The organism is Domibacillus enclensis, assembly GCF_900156125.1.
Taxonomy (GTDB): domain Bacteria; phylum Bacillota; class Bacilli; order Bacillales; family Domibacillaceae; genus Domibacillus; species Domibacillus enclensis.
This window is the reverse complement of sequence record NZ_FTLX01000004.1, coordinates 350238-366816: the sequence shown is the minus strand read 5'-3', so window position 1 is coordinate 366816 and position 16579 is coordinate 350238. Positions and strand designations below refer to the sequence as shown.

Below are 16579 nucleotides of genomic sequence, written 5' to 3'. Positions count from 1 at the left end.
AGAAGCCGCTCAGTCCACAATCAGGCGGCTTCTGTATTCTTTTGGCGGGATGCCATACTGCTTTTTAAACGTCTTAACGAAATAGCTTTTATGCTCGTATCCAAGCAGGTCAGCAATCTCTTCCACTGTCCGTTCTGTTTGGTCAAGCAGCTCTTTGGCACGGTTCATTTTTTCTTTTGTTACGTAGGCAATAAATGTTTCACCGGTTTGCTGCTTGTACAGGCGGCTGAAATAACTGGCATTTAAATGCAGGTGGTCGGCCACTTCCTGCAAGCCGATTTTCTGGTCAATGTGAAGACGGACATATTTTTGAGCTTTGGTAATTTCACTGTGAAGAGGCGCATCCAAACGGCTTTTTACGCAGCAACGCAATTCTTCAAGAGCGGCTAAAAGCGCTTCTTTCAAAGCCAAAACTGTCGGTGCCTGCTTTACATCCGGGTCCACACGGGCAGTCTCTCCGTTTGTTCCATACAGCGACCGGACCTTCATCTCTAAATCCACTAACAGCTTTACTGCCCAGCTGCGCGCAATGTCAGGATGCGGCTGCTTATCAATAAGCCTGCAAAACGTGTTCTCGGTCCATTCACACAATGCTTCCTCGCTTTCTTGAAAAAGAGCATGTTCCGCTTTTTGATAGCCATGATCATACGAGGAAAACCAGTCTGTTTCTTGAAACGGGACATCCACCACTGCTGCACAAGCTCCTTTCGCCAAATAAAAGCGCTGTTCCATGTGACCCAAAAGCTTTGCCCGGCTGTCACTATACAGCACAGTATGAGGCCGCGCCCAGCTGTTTATAAAATCGACCGACTGATTTTTCGCTATTTCCAAAAAGTACGCTTCTTCATAAACATACAAACGGCTTTTTTTTGGCATTTCTTCCTGAAGAACCGGCACTTGCGCCCAGGAAGCCTTTTCATCTGTAAATACGAAAGCAAACCACCGGTCTTGTTCCTGTTCCTGTTGGAAATAAGCAATCGCCTCTTCCTGTAGAGACGAGGCAGAACGAAGCTGCTCTTCATCAAGACGTTCTTTCACCCGATTCAGCAGCTCTTCTACACTATCTATTTCCATCGTTTCCTTCAGCATATAATCGAGCGTGCCAAGCTTCAGCGCCTGCTGAGCAAAATGAAATTCATCGTGACACGACAAAATCACACTTTGCACTGGACGTCCGCTTTCCCGTAAATAACGAATCAGTTCAATCCCGTTCATTCTTGGCATGCCGATGTCTGTGATCACCAAGTCGACTTGATCCTCTAACAGCTGCTCAGCGGCTTTTAAGCTGTCCCGAAACACATGAGTCAGTGAAAAGCCGTGTTCTTCCCAATCAATCATTTTCTCCAAAAAAGACAATACCACTATATCATCATCTACAATTGCGATCCGATACATGATCGTCTCCTCCTTTTCTAGGCAAGTGCAGCGAGATGCGCGTACCTCGTCCGAGCTGGCTGTTGATCTCCATTTGAACCTGACCGCCGTAAATCAAGCGAAGGCGTTCGTGCACATTGGCCGTGCCAATGCCACTAAAAGAAGAAGCGCGGTTTATGTCAGATGGCTCTTTCACATGAGACCGGAGCTGTTCAAGTGCATCTTCATCCATTCCAGCTCCGTCGTCAGAAATGTGAATAGTGAAAAATCCGGGCGATTCTTCCATCACGAAAATACGAATGGTGCCGCTCCGCTCGTAAAAGCCGTGAATGATCGCATTTTCAATGAGCGGCTGCAGGAGAAAGCGAGGCACCTCCTCTGATAAAAGCGATTCCTCTGCGCAGTCTGTCTCGAGCAAAACGCTGCTCCCATGCCGGAAATTCATCAGCCGCACGTACTCCTTCACCACAGACAGCTCCTCTTTTAACGTCAAAAACGGATTGTTCCGGTTAATGGTCATCCGGAGAAGTGTCGACAGCGAGTGAATCAGCTGCGCACTTTCTTTGTCACCGTTCATGGCAATATGAAGGCGGATCGCATTGAGCACATTAAATAGGAAATGAGGGTTAATTTGAGCCTGCAGAAGATCCAGCTCGGCCTGTCGTTTTCCTTCTTCCTGATCTTTAATCGTTTCAATCATGTCTTCAATTTGGTCCAGCATGCCATCGAACGTCCCAGAAAGCTCCGCGATGTCATGATCGCCACGGATGCCGGTGCGGACATGAAGATCGCCTTCCTTTACCCGCCGCATGACGCCGCCAATGACAGCAACCGGCTTTGTTATTTCCCGCACCAGCACGAGCAGCCCGATTAAAAATAGCAATAAAAAGACGCCTTGAATAAAAAGCGCTGCCCGCGTAATGCTGTTGATGGACCCGACTGTTTCCCGGTATGGAACGAGTGTCACAAGCTGCCAGTCCGTCGCGGCAAATGGCGTCGCCACCAGAAGGTGATCGCGCCCTTCATACGTAACAATGCCTTTTTTCTCGACTTCGAATGGCAGCGGTTTCAAAATAGTTTCTTCCTGTTCACTTGAAAGCACAATACCATCCCGATTGACGAGAAATAACTGGCGTCCGTCTTTGGAAAATGGGCGAAACGACTCGTTAATGAATTCTTCTCGTACACTGATGACTGTGTAGCCGTATGTGCGCTGGTATTCTTTTAATGCCCGTGCGATCGTAATCACATACGGAGACGAGTCCTTATGAGAGGCAATGTAATTTTCATGCGTGCCAATCCAATCGATTTGTGAAGAGCCTTCCCGCATCAGCTCTTGAAGCAGCGGCATCTTGTAAAAGGAACGCGGGTTGTATTCATACTGCGGATAGCTTGTGTAAGCTAAATCGTCGTTCAGCAAAATGGTCACGTAAGCAGGCGTTAACAAATGAGATGACGCTTCTAAATATTGATCGATTTTCAAATGATGAAGAGCATTTTTCGAGTCAAAGCGCGGGTCGTTTTGATCCAGCTGACGGTATTCCTTCAGCAGCGAAACGATGCCTGCATCCAACTGGAACATATTCGAAACGTACATCATATCATCAAACGACTGCCGTACAAGCGAGGAAACGGTCAGCAGGACATCCTCTGACTGCTTGACTGCTCTTTCTTCAAGCATCCCTTTCAGCAAATAGCTTGATAAAAAAAACATCATCGCCCATGGCAGCAGCACGAACAAAACAACAGCTGTCACAAGACGCTGCCGCATCGATAAATTACGCAGCCTCTGGACTATTTTCATATCCACGCCCCCTTTAACGAGCGAAAGTAGAGAAGGGCAGTCCTTCTCTACTCATCTTACCGCATTATTGGTTGGCGTCAACGACTGCTTGAACGCGCTCTTCCATGTTCTGGACCGTTGTATCCAAATCTTGCTCTCCAAGCAAATACAGCTCGGCTTCCGCATTCATTTCATTTAACGCTTCGGTAATGTAGCCTTTTGGTATAAACGTTTCCACTTTTTCTGTAGAAGACAGCACGTGCTTCAAGGACTCCAGATGGACCGCTTCAGGCTTCGGCGTATTCGCAATTAAATCTTCAAGAACTGTATTCGTATCCGCTCCTGTCCAAGACGGCACCCAGACGCTTTGATCGACAATTCCTTCTGTTGTCATCCAGCGAATAAACTTGTATGCCTCTTCTTTATTCTCCGAAGATTCAGCAATACTGATCAAGTCGCCGCCATAGACGCCACGGATCGGATCGCTTTCGCTGTTTTTCGGCCACGGTGCCCAGGCAATTTCAAACTCCGGCGTAAATTCACCCCATTCGGTAATCATAAAGCTTGCTGTAGGCACCATGCTGACTTCCTGAGCAAAAAACTGCTGACGGTAGTTCAGCTTTTGAGAAAGCGATTCTGACAACGGCACAGATGATTTGTCCGTTTGCTCTAAATCATACCGGAGCTGCAGAGATTCACGCAGAAGGGGATTCGACGCATTCGACGAACCGTCTTCGTTTAGGATCATATTTCCGGATGACTGCCCGTGCATTTTCACCATATGGTAAAAGTCGGGCCATGTATGGAAGTACGATCCTTTATGGTCGTCTGTCGTCAGCTTTTTCGCATATTCGCGGTACTCCTCCCACGTCCAGTCTGTTGGAATTTCAAGACCTGCTTCATCCAGATGTGACTTATTCATCATCACCAGGTTCACAACGCTTTTCATCGGAAGACCGTAGTAGCTGCCGTCAATTTGAGGGAATGCGTTATTGTATTCTTCATCCATCTCGACCCCCTCTTCCTCCATAAAAGAATCCACGGGTGCCACAAGACCAGCGTCCACTCGTTTGGCCAGTTCACTGGAGTTATTAAACATGAGCACATCCATTTGTTCACCGGCGGATGCCAGCAAGTCCAGCTGCTTTAAATAATCGGCTGCCGTCATGTTGTCAACAAGTGGAATCGACTCCACATCAATGTCTGGATTCGCTTCTTCAAATTTGGCAATGGTTTCTTCCCATTTGCCCACATCTTCCTTTACCCAGTGATGGAACTTGAGCGTCACTTTGCCATCGCTGTCACCATTTGAGCCGGATGATTCCTGTGACTCACCGCCGCATGCCCCCAATAAAAGCGCTGCTGTTGCCATCCATGTTAAGCCGATTCGTTTTTTCATGTTTACTCCCCCTGTTTGTCCATTTTGATTTTTGTCCGTCACCCTTTGACGCCGCCAAGCTGAATGCCTTCAATAACATGCTTTTGTCCGATGACAAACACAATTAAAAGCGGGACAATTGCAGAAACGGAGGCTGCCATCATCAAGGAATAAATGCTGCCGTGTGCATCAGCAAAAGCAGCGACACCGAGCTGAATCGTATATAAATGCTCCGACCGGAGAAAAATCAGCGGGTTTTGGTAATCGTTCCATGTCCAGATAAAGCGCAGAATCGCATAGGTCGCAATCGCCGGACGCACAAGCGGAAGGGCGATGTGCCAGAAAATCCGGAAGTGGCCGGCGCCGTCTATTTTTGCGGACTCAAGCATTTCGTTGCTGATGCCCATGTAAAACTGGCGCAGCATGAATGTACCGAATACACTAAAGCTGTTTAATAAAATCAAGCCTGTATGTGTATCATAAAGACCGATCCACCGGTACAGCAAAAACTGCGTGACAAGAAGTGTCTGGGGTGGAATCATGTAGGTCGCCAGCACAATAAGAAACAGTGCTTCGCGCCCTTTAAACTGGATTTTCGCAAAGCCGTAAGCAGCCAGCGCCGAAATGGTCACTGATGTAATGGTTGTCAATACCGATACTTTAATCGAGTTCCAGTAGTAAAGAAAAAACGGCAGGTTTCCTGTCCACACCTCCTGATAGTTTGCTGCGGCATTCCATGTGGCCGGAATCCATTGAATTGGAAATGTTAATACCTCCTCCTCCACTTTAAATGAAGCAGATATCATCCAGGCGAATGGCAGCAAAAACACAATGCCAACCACCGCCATCAGAAGTGTGACGAGCGCTTTTCGACGATCGACTTTATTCAGAATCGCTTCCATCTGTTCGTTCCCCCTTCAATTAATAATTCACCCATTTTTTCTGTCCGACAAACTGAATAATGGTAATGAAGATGATAATGATAAACAGCACTAAAGCGATCGCAGACGCATAGCCTGTTTTTAATTCAAGGAATGCCTGCTGATACAAATAAACGACCGGAGTCAGCGTAGAGTTCGCCGGACCGCCATTTGTGAGCACAATAATTAAGTCGAACACTTTAAAGCTTGAAATCAATCCAGTGACAAGCAGAAGAAACGTAGTCGGCGACACGAGCGGAATCGTAATCCGGGAAAACTGGTACCAGGCGCTCGCTCCGTCCATTTCGGCTGCTTCGTACAGCTCCGGGGCGATGCTTTGCAGGCCGGCCAAATAAATGATTAAGTTAAAGCCGATTGACGTCCAAATCATAATGATCATCACCGATGGCAGTGAAAACGCAACATCGGCAATCCAGCCCGGCGGATCGGCTACCCCCATCGACATCAGCACCTGGTTAATCGGCCCTTTTGTCGGATGGAACAAGACTTGAAATACAACCGCGACAGCGACTGTACTCGAAATGAACGGCATAAAGTAAATGACCTTAAACCAATCTTTCGCGTACACATATTTGTTAATAATGACCGCCAATGTCAGCGATATAAATAAGCCGACTGGAATGGCAAGAAGAAGCAGAAAATTATTGCCGAGCGATTTTAAAAACACGGCGTTTGAAAACAGATCGGTAAAGTTTTTTAAGCCAACAAACTCCGCCGCTTTGAATCCGCTTACAAAATTCCAGTTTGTAAAGCTCAGGACGATAGAAGCAATGATGGGGAAAATGACCAAAATCGATGTACCAATAAACATAGGTGCGATAAACAAGTACCCTGTGACATTTTCTTTCCAGCCCCCGTTCAGCGACGACTTTTTCTTTCTTGTTTTCACAGCCTGCACCTGTGTGGATTTCGCTTCTGCCTGCATGTTTTCACCTCGTTTGTGAATTTGTATCCTCATTATAGCTTTCTGAATATTTCGCGAACAATGCACTTTTTTTACCGAGATGAAACAATTTTGACTTGTTGAAAAAATCCGCACACAAACCGACTGCCCCTTTTTATAATAAGAAGTAAGAAAAGAAAGGGAGGCACATCCTATGCAGCTCGACCGCATTAGCACATCCGTTTTTCAAGCAAGCGTGTACTTATGGAAGTTGGCGTATATTAACCTCATTTGGATCCTGCTGACCCTCAGCGGGCTCATTGTCTTCGGTCTTTATCCAGCAACCGTTGCGATGCTGACTGTGATCAGGCAGCTTTCTGAACAAGAGGACCTGCCGATCTTCCGCACATTTTGGACCGCCTATAAAAAAGAATGGACCGCAGCGAATAAGCTCGGGTTGTTTCTGACGATCGGTCTCGCCGTTCTTTATGCGGATTCCGTTTTTTTCGAAGCAAAGCAGCATGAAGCCATTGGGCTTTTCTATTATCCGGCCGTGATTGCTTTTTGGATGCTGTTGATGACCGGCTGCTATGCACTTGCTCTGCAGTCCATGTACAAGCAAACAACCATTCAGCTGCTGAAAAACGGATTTTTGATGGCCATCTCCATGCCGGTTTCCACGTTCATGCTCATTACCGGTACTGGTGCACTGCTTCTGGCCATCAGCTACTTGCCATGGCTCCTTGTTTTTTACGCAGTCAGTCTATGGGGCTGGCTCCTCCACTTTGCTGCGGGAATGGCGATTGCGAAAACAAAGAAAAAACAAACGGTCCTGCAACCATAAATAGAGGCTCGGACATAACATTGAGGGTAACCATTGAACCCGAACGATCTAGTAGCCAAGAAACTTAATTCTTCTTTTTTCTAGAAAAGCAAAAGCAGGGGCACCGGGCTGCCGGTAGTGGTTCTAGAGGTGCAGCGACTTTATAAAAATTCTAATACAGATAGTGGTGGAAGTGATCGGTAACCGACATCATCTGACCGATAAAAAGCCTTTTCCGGTCAGATCGGCGCGTTTATCAGCCACTTCTTTTATTTTTATCAGCCAAAATGGAAAAACGATTATTCAATTTGAGGATGCGCATTACATCAGAAATGAGTGGTTCTTTTTCTACATAACGAAAGATGAATGAATCTATCTGCACTGTATATCACAAGGGAAAGACCGCTTGCACAATAGATTTCAAAATTAAAAAAACCGGCTTTTAAAAAAAGACGGCTCTTTCACTTATATGGCTATTGTCCACCTCAAAAAGATGACCGCCAACTCTACACTGCCGGCTTTCCGGCTTCAATGAGCTGCTTGTTTCGCATAAGGAAATAGGCGAGGAGGAGGATCAAGATGCCTGTTCCAATCAGCATCCATTCGATTTTGATTACATCTGACAGCGGGCCGAATAAAAGCATTCCGAGCGGCATCATGGATGTAGAGATCATGCTCATGACACCAAACACCCGCCCTAAATAAGCCTCCTCCACTTTTTCCTGAAGCAGCACGGTTGCAGGCGTATTAAAAAAGGGAACCGCCACACCAAACAGCGCCATGAAAGCCAAGTAAACCCAAAAATCCGGCACGACGCCCAGCGCCAGCGTGCAAACGCCCATGATCATACTGCCGAGCCCCAATGTATTGTTCTTGTTCCGAAAGCCGCCCCAAAACGCAATGACAGCACCCCCTGCCATCATTCCGATCGAAAACGCCACTTCTACTGCAGCAAGCTGCCACTCACCTCCATTAAAGCTGCGCGCCACTTGAAGCGGAGTTAAAAAAGCCGCCGGTGCCATCAGCACGAAAAAGACCGCAAAAAACAAAAAGAATGGCTTTAAAAAGGAGTGGCGGTTTACATACCTTAGCCCTTCCTTAAAATCACTGAAGTAGCCGGCTTCTTGTGTTCCTGCTGCTTTTTCATGAACGGAAACCTTCAAAAAGGAAAGTGTGACAATGGCGATGGCTGCTGTCGCTACATCCACAAAAAAGATCCACTCAAGCGGCATCATCCCCAAAAGAGCGGCGCCCACCATTGGCGAAGCAAACATAATCATCGCCTGAATGCTTCCATTCACTCCATTTACTTTAGTGAGCTGGTCTTTCGGCACAATCTGCGGCAAAATAGCCCCCACTGCCGGCATTTGGATACCGGACCCGAATGCCCGGACAGCTGCTATTGCAAACAAAAGCCAAATAGAATCAAAGCCCATTAAAAACAGAACAGCCAGGATCAAAGTAGCCACAGCAATCAAGCCATCCGCTGCCATAATAAGCCGCTTGCGGTTATACCGGTCCGCCCAGACCCCAGCAACGGGCGACAAAAGAAACGTTGGAATAAAACCGCAAATGATATACAGCGTCATCATCAAGCCGGATTGTGTCGTTAAGGTGATGTGCCACATAATCGCATATTGAACTAAAGACGAGCCAAAAAGAGAAATCGTTTGGCTGCTTAAAAACAGGATGATGTTCCTCAGCCAGTTTTCAGGTAATGCGGCGTTATTTGTGGTCATGGTTTTTACCCCTATTTCAAACTTTTTTTAATATTTGTTTCATTGCTTATTCGATTGGCATATTACCTGTTTTTAATCATTCTAGCTGATGAAAACTATTTTCGCGTTTTCTATTCGCCTTTGCCTGTCATCCTTTTGATGTCCTCAATTCGTGATTGTAGGACAACTGGATTTCCACATTTCGGGAGACTCGTTATCTCATTTTTGTCAGTTCATCTAAAAAAGCAGGGCGTTTTCTATATTGCTCCTTTAGCTTCGAAACGAGGATATTCTTTTTTTCAATCCCCGCCACTTTTTGATAATGGCTTATTTTCCTGCAAATGTCTTTGTATCGATTCCGGTTTGCCGCGGGTTTCGAGAGTGCTTCGATGTACGTTCTATACGTCGTCTCCACTTCATCAGGGTACAGTTTATGCAAACGATCCGCGTACGCTTCAATCAAAGGCGGCTGCTTTTGAACTACAGCAAGCAGTTCTTGATCATCTTGCTCTGTTTCAATTAACGTCAAAAATAACTCTCTTTGACGCCAGTCTCTTCCTGGCCGCAGCTCTTCTTTTAACCGCTGATAAAATGAATCAAAATCTGCTCCGGCGAATTTTTTTAAGTCTTCATAATACAAGAAGTCGCCTCCCATAAAAAGATCCTTCGCCAATTGTTTTTGCTCTTTAGGAAGGCCTTGCTGTTGATACGCGGCATAACGGAACGTTTTCCAATCTTTCACTAATCCCGCACGACCGTGATCAAGGCGTTCGCCTTCTCGAGCCAGCTCGATCACTTTTTGATAGTCCCCTTTTTTCAAGCATTCTTCTATCAGCCGTTTTCGGAATGATGGATAATGGAGCTTTTCTTTCACGAATTGCTGCTCTTCTTCTTTTGTACCATGCGTTTCAATCAAATAAAGCTGCAGCTTTAACAAAGATTCCTTCTCATAGCGGGCAAAATCGTTGTCTTCAAGTAACAACAGCATCGAATTCGTTTTCTGGTGCAAAACTTCTCTCAACTGAGGATTTCCTGCAAAACAAGCACAGCTGTATAACAGATCCATTTTAAATTCAGCCCAGCCCTCAAACAAATCATGATCCGCGTAAGACAGTATATGATAAAACAACTTCTTGCTGTTTTCTGCTTCGCTTTTTTTCAATTCTTTTTCTGCGATTTCTCGGATACGATCAAGCGTGTAGGAAACAAGCCAGCCCACATCACCGTCAGAATCATCCACATAGTCAAAGGCCTCAACCGCTTCTTCCAGCAGCACAAAAGCAATGTCCAGCGCAACAAACGGATTTTCCACCATTCCCGCTTTATCTGCCACTTCACTTAATTCTTTTGCAAAACCACTCGCTTCACGATAAGAAACAAACCCCCTCTGCATATATTCTCTTTTAATCGTTCTGATCATGGACCGGCATGTCTCAAGCTCTTGCTCTTCTGTTCCTGCTGCATATCGCATAATCAGCCGCTTTTTCAGTGCGTTGTTATCGCTTGCTAATTGCGTGACAATCTCCACTAACTCTTCTTTTGACAGCTGAGCCAGCACCTCTGCCAGCGTTGCCTTTTTTTCTTTTTTCTTTGTTTTTTCAAAACCTGAACCGCTCTGACTAATCATGTTTCTTAAATAAAAATACGCTGCTACTTCATGCTTGCATACGGGCCCAAACTCGTATGGACAATCGCATTCTGATGAATAAATATCTCCGCTTTCATTTATTTCCACTGATACTTCATATTCTGAACGTCCGTCTATATACAGGACATATTCTCCGTCATCGTATTCATCAATGTCTGATACGGCCCCTTCTAAATAGTAGGCACGCCCTCTTTGCAAAATGATATCCTCAATACTGTTTTCAAAATTGCGAATATTCACACGCTACCTCCATAAATAATGATATGATTTATGTACGCGGTATTTACTAGTATTTTTTGTACAATCTTATATCATTCGCTTTGCTGCATATTTAACTTTATTATATAACCGATCGTTAAGGAAGAGAATTATTCGGCAACTTAGCATGGGGAGAATTTCATAAAAAAAGAGCCTATTCACGGCTCTATTAGTATTTTTAATATTTGGGATTGACATTTAACTGTTCAGATAAATGATGCTTCTTCCAAAAGTAATTATCTCTATTATTATGCACGGCCACCGATTTTGCGCTGTACGAAATTGCGATAGTGCTCTATCATAATTTCTGTTTTTTGTGCGTTGCTATGCGGATGAAGCGACACGTATTGTGCCAGCTTTTTCGTTGCTTGTTTTTGTGATACCTCCGGATCATCGTCTACTGTCTTTGCAATTTTCCAGAACGTTTTATAAGTCGTATAGTTTTCAAGTACATCTAAAGTAAAACCTTCTTCAATTGCTTGCCGCATTGTATACTGATGGAATGCTGCTGGCTTGCCATCTGCACCCATTGTACCGAATTTCTCTAATGTCTTCGGCTTTGGTGTCGCCGTAAACGCAAAGATGGAGATTATTTGGCAGCATTTTTTCTGTTTTCCGGGAATTTTAGCAGTAAAAAAAGCACCTACACAATAATTTGTGCGGATGCTTTTTCATTGCTTGGAGAATTCATGAACGGCCATAAAGCTGCTCTACCAGCTTTTTTTTCTGTATTCGTTCTCTTCTCTTAACTTTTTGTGCTCTTTTGATACGAATTGTTTTTAATTAATTGCACTACTTCTTCAAATTTCAACTCACCTGTCACAAAATTCACGGTCATATCTGAAGCTTGTTGTTCATTCATCACACAAATACGTCCATTGATAAATAAAAAATAAGTCATACATGCAAAAGCTGTTCTTTTGTTTGCATTATAAAAGACGTGATTTTTAGCTAACGATTCAAATAAGGCCGTTGATTTTTCAAAAATATCTTGATATAGGGACTCACCGAACATTGTTTGAAAGGGCCTTTCTATCGCACTGTCTAATAAAGCAGGCTCTTTAACACCTTTCATTTCGCCTTTGCTGTATTCTTCAATTAAAAGTCGATTCAGCTCAACCGCAATGCCAGAAGACAATTTTTTCATCGATCCACCAGATCTTTAAATGTTTCATGATACAGCCGCTTAATCACTGAAAATGATTCCATGTCCAATTTTTCCTGAACTTCAATTTCTTCTTCACGCTGTTCTTGTTTTTGATCTTTTTCCATTTTATCTTTCAAAAAGAACACCTTCCTTTGTTATTTTTTCACCCCTTCAAATATAGCCTGACCACACACTCAACCTGCGCCGTCTGCGGAAACATATCTACCGGCTGAATGGAGTCAATCCGGTAAACGGACCCGAGCTCCACTAGGTCCTTCGCGAGGGTGGACGGGTTACAGGAGACGTAGACGAAGGTTTTTGGCTTCACTTGCTTGATCGTCTGGATCAGTTTCCGGTCGAGTCCTGTGCGCGGCGGATCGGTCACAAGAACGTCCGGCGTCCATCCTTTTTCTTTCCAGGCAGGGAGCCATTTTTCGGCAGGGCCGACTTCGTATTTGGCATTCACGCCGTATTTTTCGGCGTTAGCGCGGGCATCCTTGATGGAGGAAGAAATGGTGTCCATGCCGCGCACTTCTGCGGCGTTTTTGCCGATCCATAGTCCGATTGTGCCAGAGCCGCAGTACGCATCGACTACGTTGTCCTCTGGCTTTACGTCGGCTGCTTTTTTCACTTCGTCGTACAGCTTTTTCGTTTGTAACGGATTCAGCTGGAAAAACGAGCGGGCAGATAGCTTGTATTCAAACTCGCCCAGCTTTTCAGAAATGGTGTCACTGCCCGCAATGGTTGTTGACACGTCACCCATCACTAAATGTGTATTGCCGGAATTGACGTTATGAACAACGGATTTCACTCGCTGCTTTTGCTTCATTAAGCTTTCAGCAAATTCCTTCGCCTTCGGAAAGCGCTTGTCGCCTGTGACGATCACCGCCTGCACGTCGCCTGTTTCAAAGCCGTAGCGCACAACGATGGTTTTAACGCCTTGCTTGTTTTTGGCGCTGTAAACGGGGATCGACAGCTGGTTCATGATTTTCTTCGATAGACGGATTGTTTCGTCAATGATCGAGTGCTGCACGATGCATTCGTTAATATCGACGACTTCATTCGAGTTCGGGCTGTATAATCCGGCGATCATCCGTCCCTTTTCCACCCCTGTTTGAAACTGTGCTTTGTTCCGGTAGCGCCACGGGTCATCCATACCGATTGTATCGTGGATTGGCAGCTTCTCGATGTTAAAGGATGTATAACGCTCAAGCGCCTGGACAATTAATCCTTTTTTCTCGGTGAGCTGTGCTTTGTAGTCAAGATGCTGAAGCTGGCAGCCGCCGCACTTTTCATAAATAGGACACGGCGGTGTCACGCGGTCCGGTGATGGCTTGCGTAATTTTTTGATAACCGCCTCTGTAAATTTTGGCATGACCTTTACAGCTTCTGCGGTGATTTCTTCTCCAGGAAGGGCACCAGGGACAAAAACAGCTTTTCGCTTAAAGTAGCCGACTCCTTCTCCATTTATGCCGATTCGCTTTATTGTTAACGGAAACGTCTGTCCCGTTTTCATTTCAATTCCATTTTTCATAATCGTCACCTCACGACTAACTGTACCATAGAACCCCGCCAATCAAAAGAAGCCGGGGCAGTTTATGCGCCGGCTAAATGGTCCAGTGATTTAAAGGTATAGCCTTTCTTTTTCAGGTCGCGGATGACATCCGGAAGCGCCTCGGCATTATCTTTTGACACACTATGGAGCATGATCACAGCACCCGGGTGAATTTGCTTCATAATTTCGTTATACGCATAATCCTTTCCTTTCGGCTGGTCCGCATACCAGTCCACATAGGCCAGTGACCACATGACGTGAGTGTAGCCGGCTTTCTCGGCTGTTTTCAATACATTTTCAGAAAAAATCCCGCGCGGCGGCCGGACGTATGGTGTTTTTTTCTGCGCTGTTAATTTCGCCACCTGGTCCTCTACAAGCTTCATTTCTTCAATCACTGTGCTGCCTGGAACACTTGTCAAATCATAATGGTGCCAGGAGTGATTACCGATGATATGCCCTTCCTTAACCATTCGTTTGACGAGCTCCGGTGCGCTTTCCAGATAGTGCCCCGTGATAAAAAAAGCAGCCGGTACTTTCTCTTTTTTCAGCGTATCGAGAATGGTGTTTGTATGGCCATTTTCATATCCGTTGTCAAACGTTAAGTACACCACTTTTTTCTTCGGGCTGCCCTTATAAAAGGAATTGTATTCCGCCAGCATCTGATCCAATTGACCGCCCGCTTCCGCCGGGCGTCCATCCGCTCCTTTTTGAAATCCCCAGTGAATCGCTTCAGACGACACCGCAATGACCGGCAGCATAAACAGAAAGACAACAAATAAAATAAACTGTTTCATTTCAGCACCACCTTTTGTACATAAGATGTGCTGTATAAAACCATTTTAAACGTGGGAAGTTATTTCAATACGACGGCTCTGATGATTGGCGTGATTTTCATCGATATTGGCGTGATTCAGGGAAATCACGCCGACTCCGAACGAAATCGCGCCGTCGTAAGGGAAAATCGCGCCCACGAAAAAAGAAACGGTCCGCAGAAGCAGACCGTTCGATTATTCTATGCCAATTTCCTATTTATTCTTTAAGAAAAAACAGGTTCTTTAAACTTCGCTAATTTTTCAAGTGAGGATTTATCGACTTCTTTATGAAGGCTGTTTCCATGTGAATCCATTGTCACAACAGCTGTAAACCCTTCAACACGCAAATGCCACATCGCTTCCGGAATGCCGAATTGCATCAAGTCTACACCTTCCACACCTTTAATACAGTCGGCGTAATATTGCGCGGCTCCGCCGATCGCATTTAAATACACGCCGCCATGCTCGCCAAGTGCCTGAAGCGTTTTCGGCCCCATGCCGCCTTTGCCGATCACCGCACGAATGCCAAACCGCTTCATAATATCGCCCTGGTACGGCTCTTCACGAATGGATGTTGTCGGACCGGCTGCCTTGACGTGCCACTGTCCATCTTCATCCTTCATCATCACAGGGCCGCAATGGTAAATCACCTGGCCGTTCAAGTCCACGGGTGCACTGTCCGCTGTGCTTAAATGCTTATGAATCGCATCACGACCGGTGTACATCATGCCGTTGATCTGTACAACATCGCCGACCTTCAGCTCACGAATCTGTTCTTCTGTAATCGGAGCCTCCAAAGTAACAACACGGCTTTCCGACTTTACTTCCTGTTCTTCCGACTGGGCCGTGTCGAATGACACCTCTTCCCCGTCCTGATAAAACCATTCGCTGATTTCGCCTGTTTCTGCATGAACGGCTACACCAAGCCGGCGGTACGCCCAGCAGTTATACGCAACCGACACGAAAAAGCTAGCCGGGAGACGGTTCATGACACCGACCTTGCAGCCGAGAAGCGTTGTTTCGCCGCCAAATCCCATTGTGCCGATGCCCAGCTCATTCGCATGCTCCATCACATACTCCTCGAGCTTGCGTAAATCTTCGTGCTCATTCACGTCATCCACGCCGCGGAACAGCTGCGCCTTTGCCAGATCATATCCAGATGAACGGTCGCCGCCGATGCCAACGCCGATAAAGCCGGCAGAACAGCCCTGGCCCTGCGCCTGATAAACGGAATGCATAATGCACTTGCGAATTCCGTCCAAATCACGGCCTGCTTTTCCAATGCCGTCCAGCTCACACGGAAGGCTGTATTGAATGTTTTTATTTTCACAGCCGCCGCCCTTTAAAATAAGACGCGCGTCGATATAATCCTCTTCCCACTGCTCAAATTTAATGACCGGCGTTCCTGGACCAAGATTGTTGCCGCTGTTCGAACCATCCAGTGAATCAACTGAGTTTGGGCGAAGCTTGCTGTCTTTTGTCGCCTGTTCGATCGCCGCGTAAATAGCTTTTTGAATATGCAGCTGGTTCGCGCCGACCGGTGTTTTGATTTTAAACGTTGGCATGCCTGTATCCTGGCAAATCGGCGAAATGTTTTCGTCTGCCATTTTAATATTCGTCGTAATTGTATCAAGGCTCATCGCGGACCGTGTACCGGCATTTTCGCGCTCCTTCGCCCGTTTCACTGCCCGCCGGACATCTTTCGGCAGGTTCGTGGATGTTTCGACGATCAACGTGTACATGCTTTTCTGGAATGTTTCCAAATTCATAGTGCAGGTTCCCCCTCAGGATTTTTTCATATGTATTTGAACAATTCTTATTATACGCCTGTGCCAAAACGTTTAAAAGAAAAAATCGCAAACGGTTTCAATGAACGAAATCCTGGCTAACGCCGGTATGCCAGCAGAAGCGCTGATAAAATTGGCTGTATCGCCGGTAAATTTTTTCCGGCGGTACGCGTATGGATATCAGCGATAAATGGCTTTTTTCAGCGATCACTTCTCCTTTTCCGATTGCTTCTGGCAAAAAAAACACCTTGAACAGCCACAATGGCGTTCAAGGTGTTTTGCTTATTCGCGTCCGCGAAATTGCTCGCATTTAAGCTCTATATCATCGATCATCTCGATCAAGCGGTCAATATCCTCTACTTCCGCTTCTTCCGGATCAATCGAATCCAGCACTTCCATAAAAATGTTCAGTCGCTCCTTTAAGTACACGACCTGCTTTTCTTTGTCCTGAATTGGTTTCAAATCCGCCATT

At 45.8% G+C, this 16579-nt stretch carries 14 protein-coding genes and 1 pseudogene; 1 reads left to right on the top strand and 14 read right to left on the bottom strand.

What is annotated here, in order from left to right; all coding sequences use genetic code 11:
• Positions 1-9: 9 nt before the first annotated feature.
• The 5 genes from BW952_RS11035 to BW952_RS11015 form a co-directional block, all read right to left on the bottom strand.
• Complete coding sequence (locus BW952_RS11035) at positions 10-1395, bottom strand: response regulator transcription factor (protein ID WP_052698481.1); 1386 nt, start codon at positions 1393-1395, stop codon at positions 10-12.
• Positions 1370-3178, bottom strand: a complete 1809-nt coding sequence (locus BW952_RS11030) for a sensor histidine kinase (RefSeq protein ID WP_045851380.1) — start codon at positions 3176-3178, stop codon at positions 1370-1372. The genes BW952_RS11035 and BW952_RS11030 overlap by 26 nt, the downstream gene beginning before the upstream one ends.
• Positions 3179-3242: 64 nt before the next feature.
• Positions 3243-4556, bottom strand: a complete 1314-nt coding sequence (locus BW952_RS11025) for an ABC transporter substrate-binding protein (protein WP_045851379.1) — start codon at positions 4554-4556, stop codon at positions 3243-3245.
• A 38-nt stretch (positions 4557-4594) separates the two neighbouring features.
• Positions 4595-5437, bottom strand: coding sequence for a carbohydrate ABC transporter permease (locus tag BW952_RS11020; protein WP_045851378.1), 843 nt, complete (start codon positions 5435-5437; stop codon positions 4595-4597).
• Positions 5438-5456: 19 nt separating this feature from the next.
• On the bottom strand, positions 5457-6401 hold the full coding sequence (locus BW952_RS11015) for a carbohydrate ABC transporter permease (RefSeq protein ID WP_052698480.1): 945 nt from the start codon (positions 6399-6401) through the stop codon (positions 5457-5459).
• 172 nt (positions 6402-6573) lie between these two features.
• Here BW952_RS11015 and BW952_RS11010 point away from each other — a divergent pair, with 172 nt between their 5' ends.
• Complete coding sequence (locus tag BW952_RS11010; RefSeq protein WP_052698479.1) at positions 6574-7203, top strand: YesL family protein; 630 nt, start codon at positions 6574-6576, stop codon at positions 7201-7203.
• 485 nt (positions 7204-7688) lie between these two features.
• Here the strand turns inward: BW952_RS11010 and BW952_RS11000 are convergent, their stop codons facing one another.
• The 9 genes and pseudogenes from BW952_RS11000 to BW952_RS10965 all read right to left on the bottom strand — a co-directional run bounded on the left by BW952_RS11000 (position 7689) and on the right by BW952_RS10965 (position 16569).
• Positions 7689-8921 (bottom strand): MFS transporter, encoded by a 1233-nt coding sequence (locus tag BW952_RS11000; RefSeq protein WP_045851376.1) that lies wholly within the window; start codon positions 8919-8921, stop codon positions 7689-7691.
• 193 nt (positions 8922-9114) lie between these two features.
• The gene (locus tag BW952_RS10995; protein ID WP_045851375.1) at positions 9115-10788 is read right to left on the bottom strand and encodes an SWIM zinc finger family protein; all 1674 of its coding nucleotides are present in this window, start codon (positions 10786-10788) and stop codon (positions 9115-9117) included.
• A gap of 269 nt (positions 10789-11057) precedes the next feature.
• Positions 11058-11396: pseudogene (locus tag BW952_RS10990) on the bottom strand (type I restriction endonuclease subunit R); the annotation flags it as partial.
• 155 nt (positions 11397-11551) lie between these two features.
• On the bottom strand, positions 11552-11953 hold the full coding sequence (locus tag BW952_RS10985) for a type II toxin-antitoxin system death-on-curing family toxin (RefSeq protein ID WP_045851373.1): 402 nt from the start codon (positions 11951-11953) through the stop codon (positions 11552-11554).
• Positions 11950-12090: a hypothetical protein gene (locus BW952_RS19450; protein ID WP_156149426.1), complete on the bottom strand. Its 141-nt coding sequence runs from the start codon at positions 12088-12090 to the stop codon at positions 11950-11952. Before BW952_RS19450 ends, BW952_RS10985 begins: the two co-directional genes overlap by 4 nt.
• A 26-nt stretch (positions 12091-12116) precedes the next feature.
• On the bottom strand, positions 12117-13487 hold the full coding sequence (rlmD, locus tag BW952_RS10980; protein ID WP_045851372.1) for a 23S rRNA (uracil(1939)-C(5))-methyltransferase RlmD: 1371 nt from the start codon (positions 13485-13487) through the stop codon (positions 12117-12119).
• A gap of 62 nt (positions 13488-13549) precedes the next feature.
• Positions 13550-14302 (bottom strand): delta-lactam-biosynthetic de-N-acetylase, encoded by a 753-nt coding sequence (pdaA, locus tag BW952_RS10975; RefSeq protein ID WP_045851371.1) that lies wholly within the window; start codon positions 14300-14302, stop codon positions 13550-13552.
• Positions 14303-14544: 242 nt separating this feature from the next.
• Positions 14545-16089 (bottom strand): fumarate hydratase, encoded by a 1545-nt coding sequence (locus BW952_RS10970; protein WP_045851370.1) that lies wholly within the window; start codon positions 16087-16089, stop codon positions 14545-14547.
• Positions 16090-16389: 300 nt separating this feature from the next.
• Positions 16390-16569, bottom strand: coding sequence for an SE1561 family protein (locus BW952_RS10965; protein ID WP_231581427.1), 180 nt, complete (start codon positions 16567-16569; stop codon positions 16390-16392).
• Between the last annotated feature and the right edge of the window lie 10 nt (positions 16570-16579).

Bases quoted from the DNA above. Each gene is read 5' to 3' on its own strand.
- rlmD (WP_045851372.1), bottom strand. From the start codon at position 13,487: ATGAAAAATGGAATTGAAATGAAAACGGGACAGACGTTTCCGTTAACA.
- BW952_RS10970 (WP_045851370.1), bottom strand. From the start codon at position 16,089: ATGAATTTGGAAACATTCCAGAAAAGCATGTACACGTTGATCGTCGAA.
- pdaA (WP_045851371.1), bottom strand. From the start codon at position 14,302: ATGAAACAGTTTATTTTATTTGTTGTCTTTCTGTTTATGCTGCCGGTC.
- BW952_RS11000 (WP_045851376.1), bottom strand. From the start codon at position 8,921: ATGACCACAAATAACGCCGCATTACCTGAAAACTGGCTGAGGAACATC.
- BW952_RS11030 (WP_045851380.1), bottom strand. From the start codon at position 3,178: ATGAAAATAGTCCAGAGGCTGCGTAATTTATCGATGCGGCAGCGTCTT.
- BW952_RS11035 (WP_052698481.1), bottom strand. From the start codon at position 1,395: ATGTATCGGATCGCAATTGTAGATGATGATATAGTGGTATTGTCTTTT.
- BW952_RS11020 (WP_045851378.1), bottom strand. From the start codon at position 5,437: ATGGAAGCGATTCTGAATAAAGTCGATCGTCGAAAAGCGCTCGTCACA.
- BW952_RS11015 (WP_052698480.1), bottom strand. From the start codon at position 6,401: ATGCAGGCAGAAGCGAAATCCACACAGGTGCAGGCTGTGAAAACAAGA.
- BW952_RS11010 (WP_052698479.1), top strand. From the start codon at position 6,574: ATGCAGCTCGACCGCATTAGCACATCCGTTTTTCAAGCAAGCGTGTAC.
- BW952_RS11025 (WP_045851379.1), bottom strand. From the start codon at position 4,556: ATGAAAAAACGAATCGGCTTAACATGGATGGCAACAGCAGCGCTTTTA.
- BW952_RS10985 (WP_045851373.1), bottom strand. From the start codon at position 11,953: ATGAAAAAATTGTCTTCTGGCATTGCGGTTGAGCTGAATCGACTTTTA.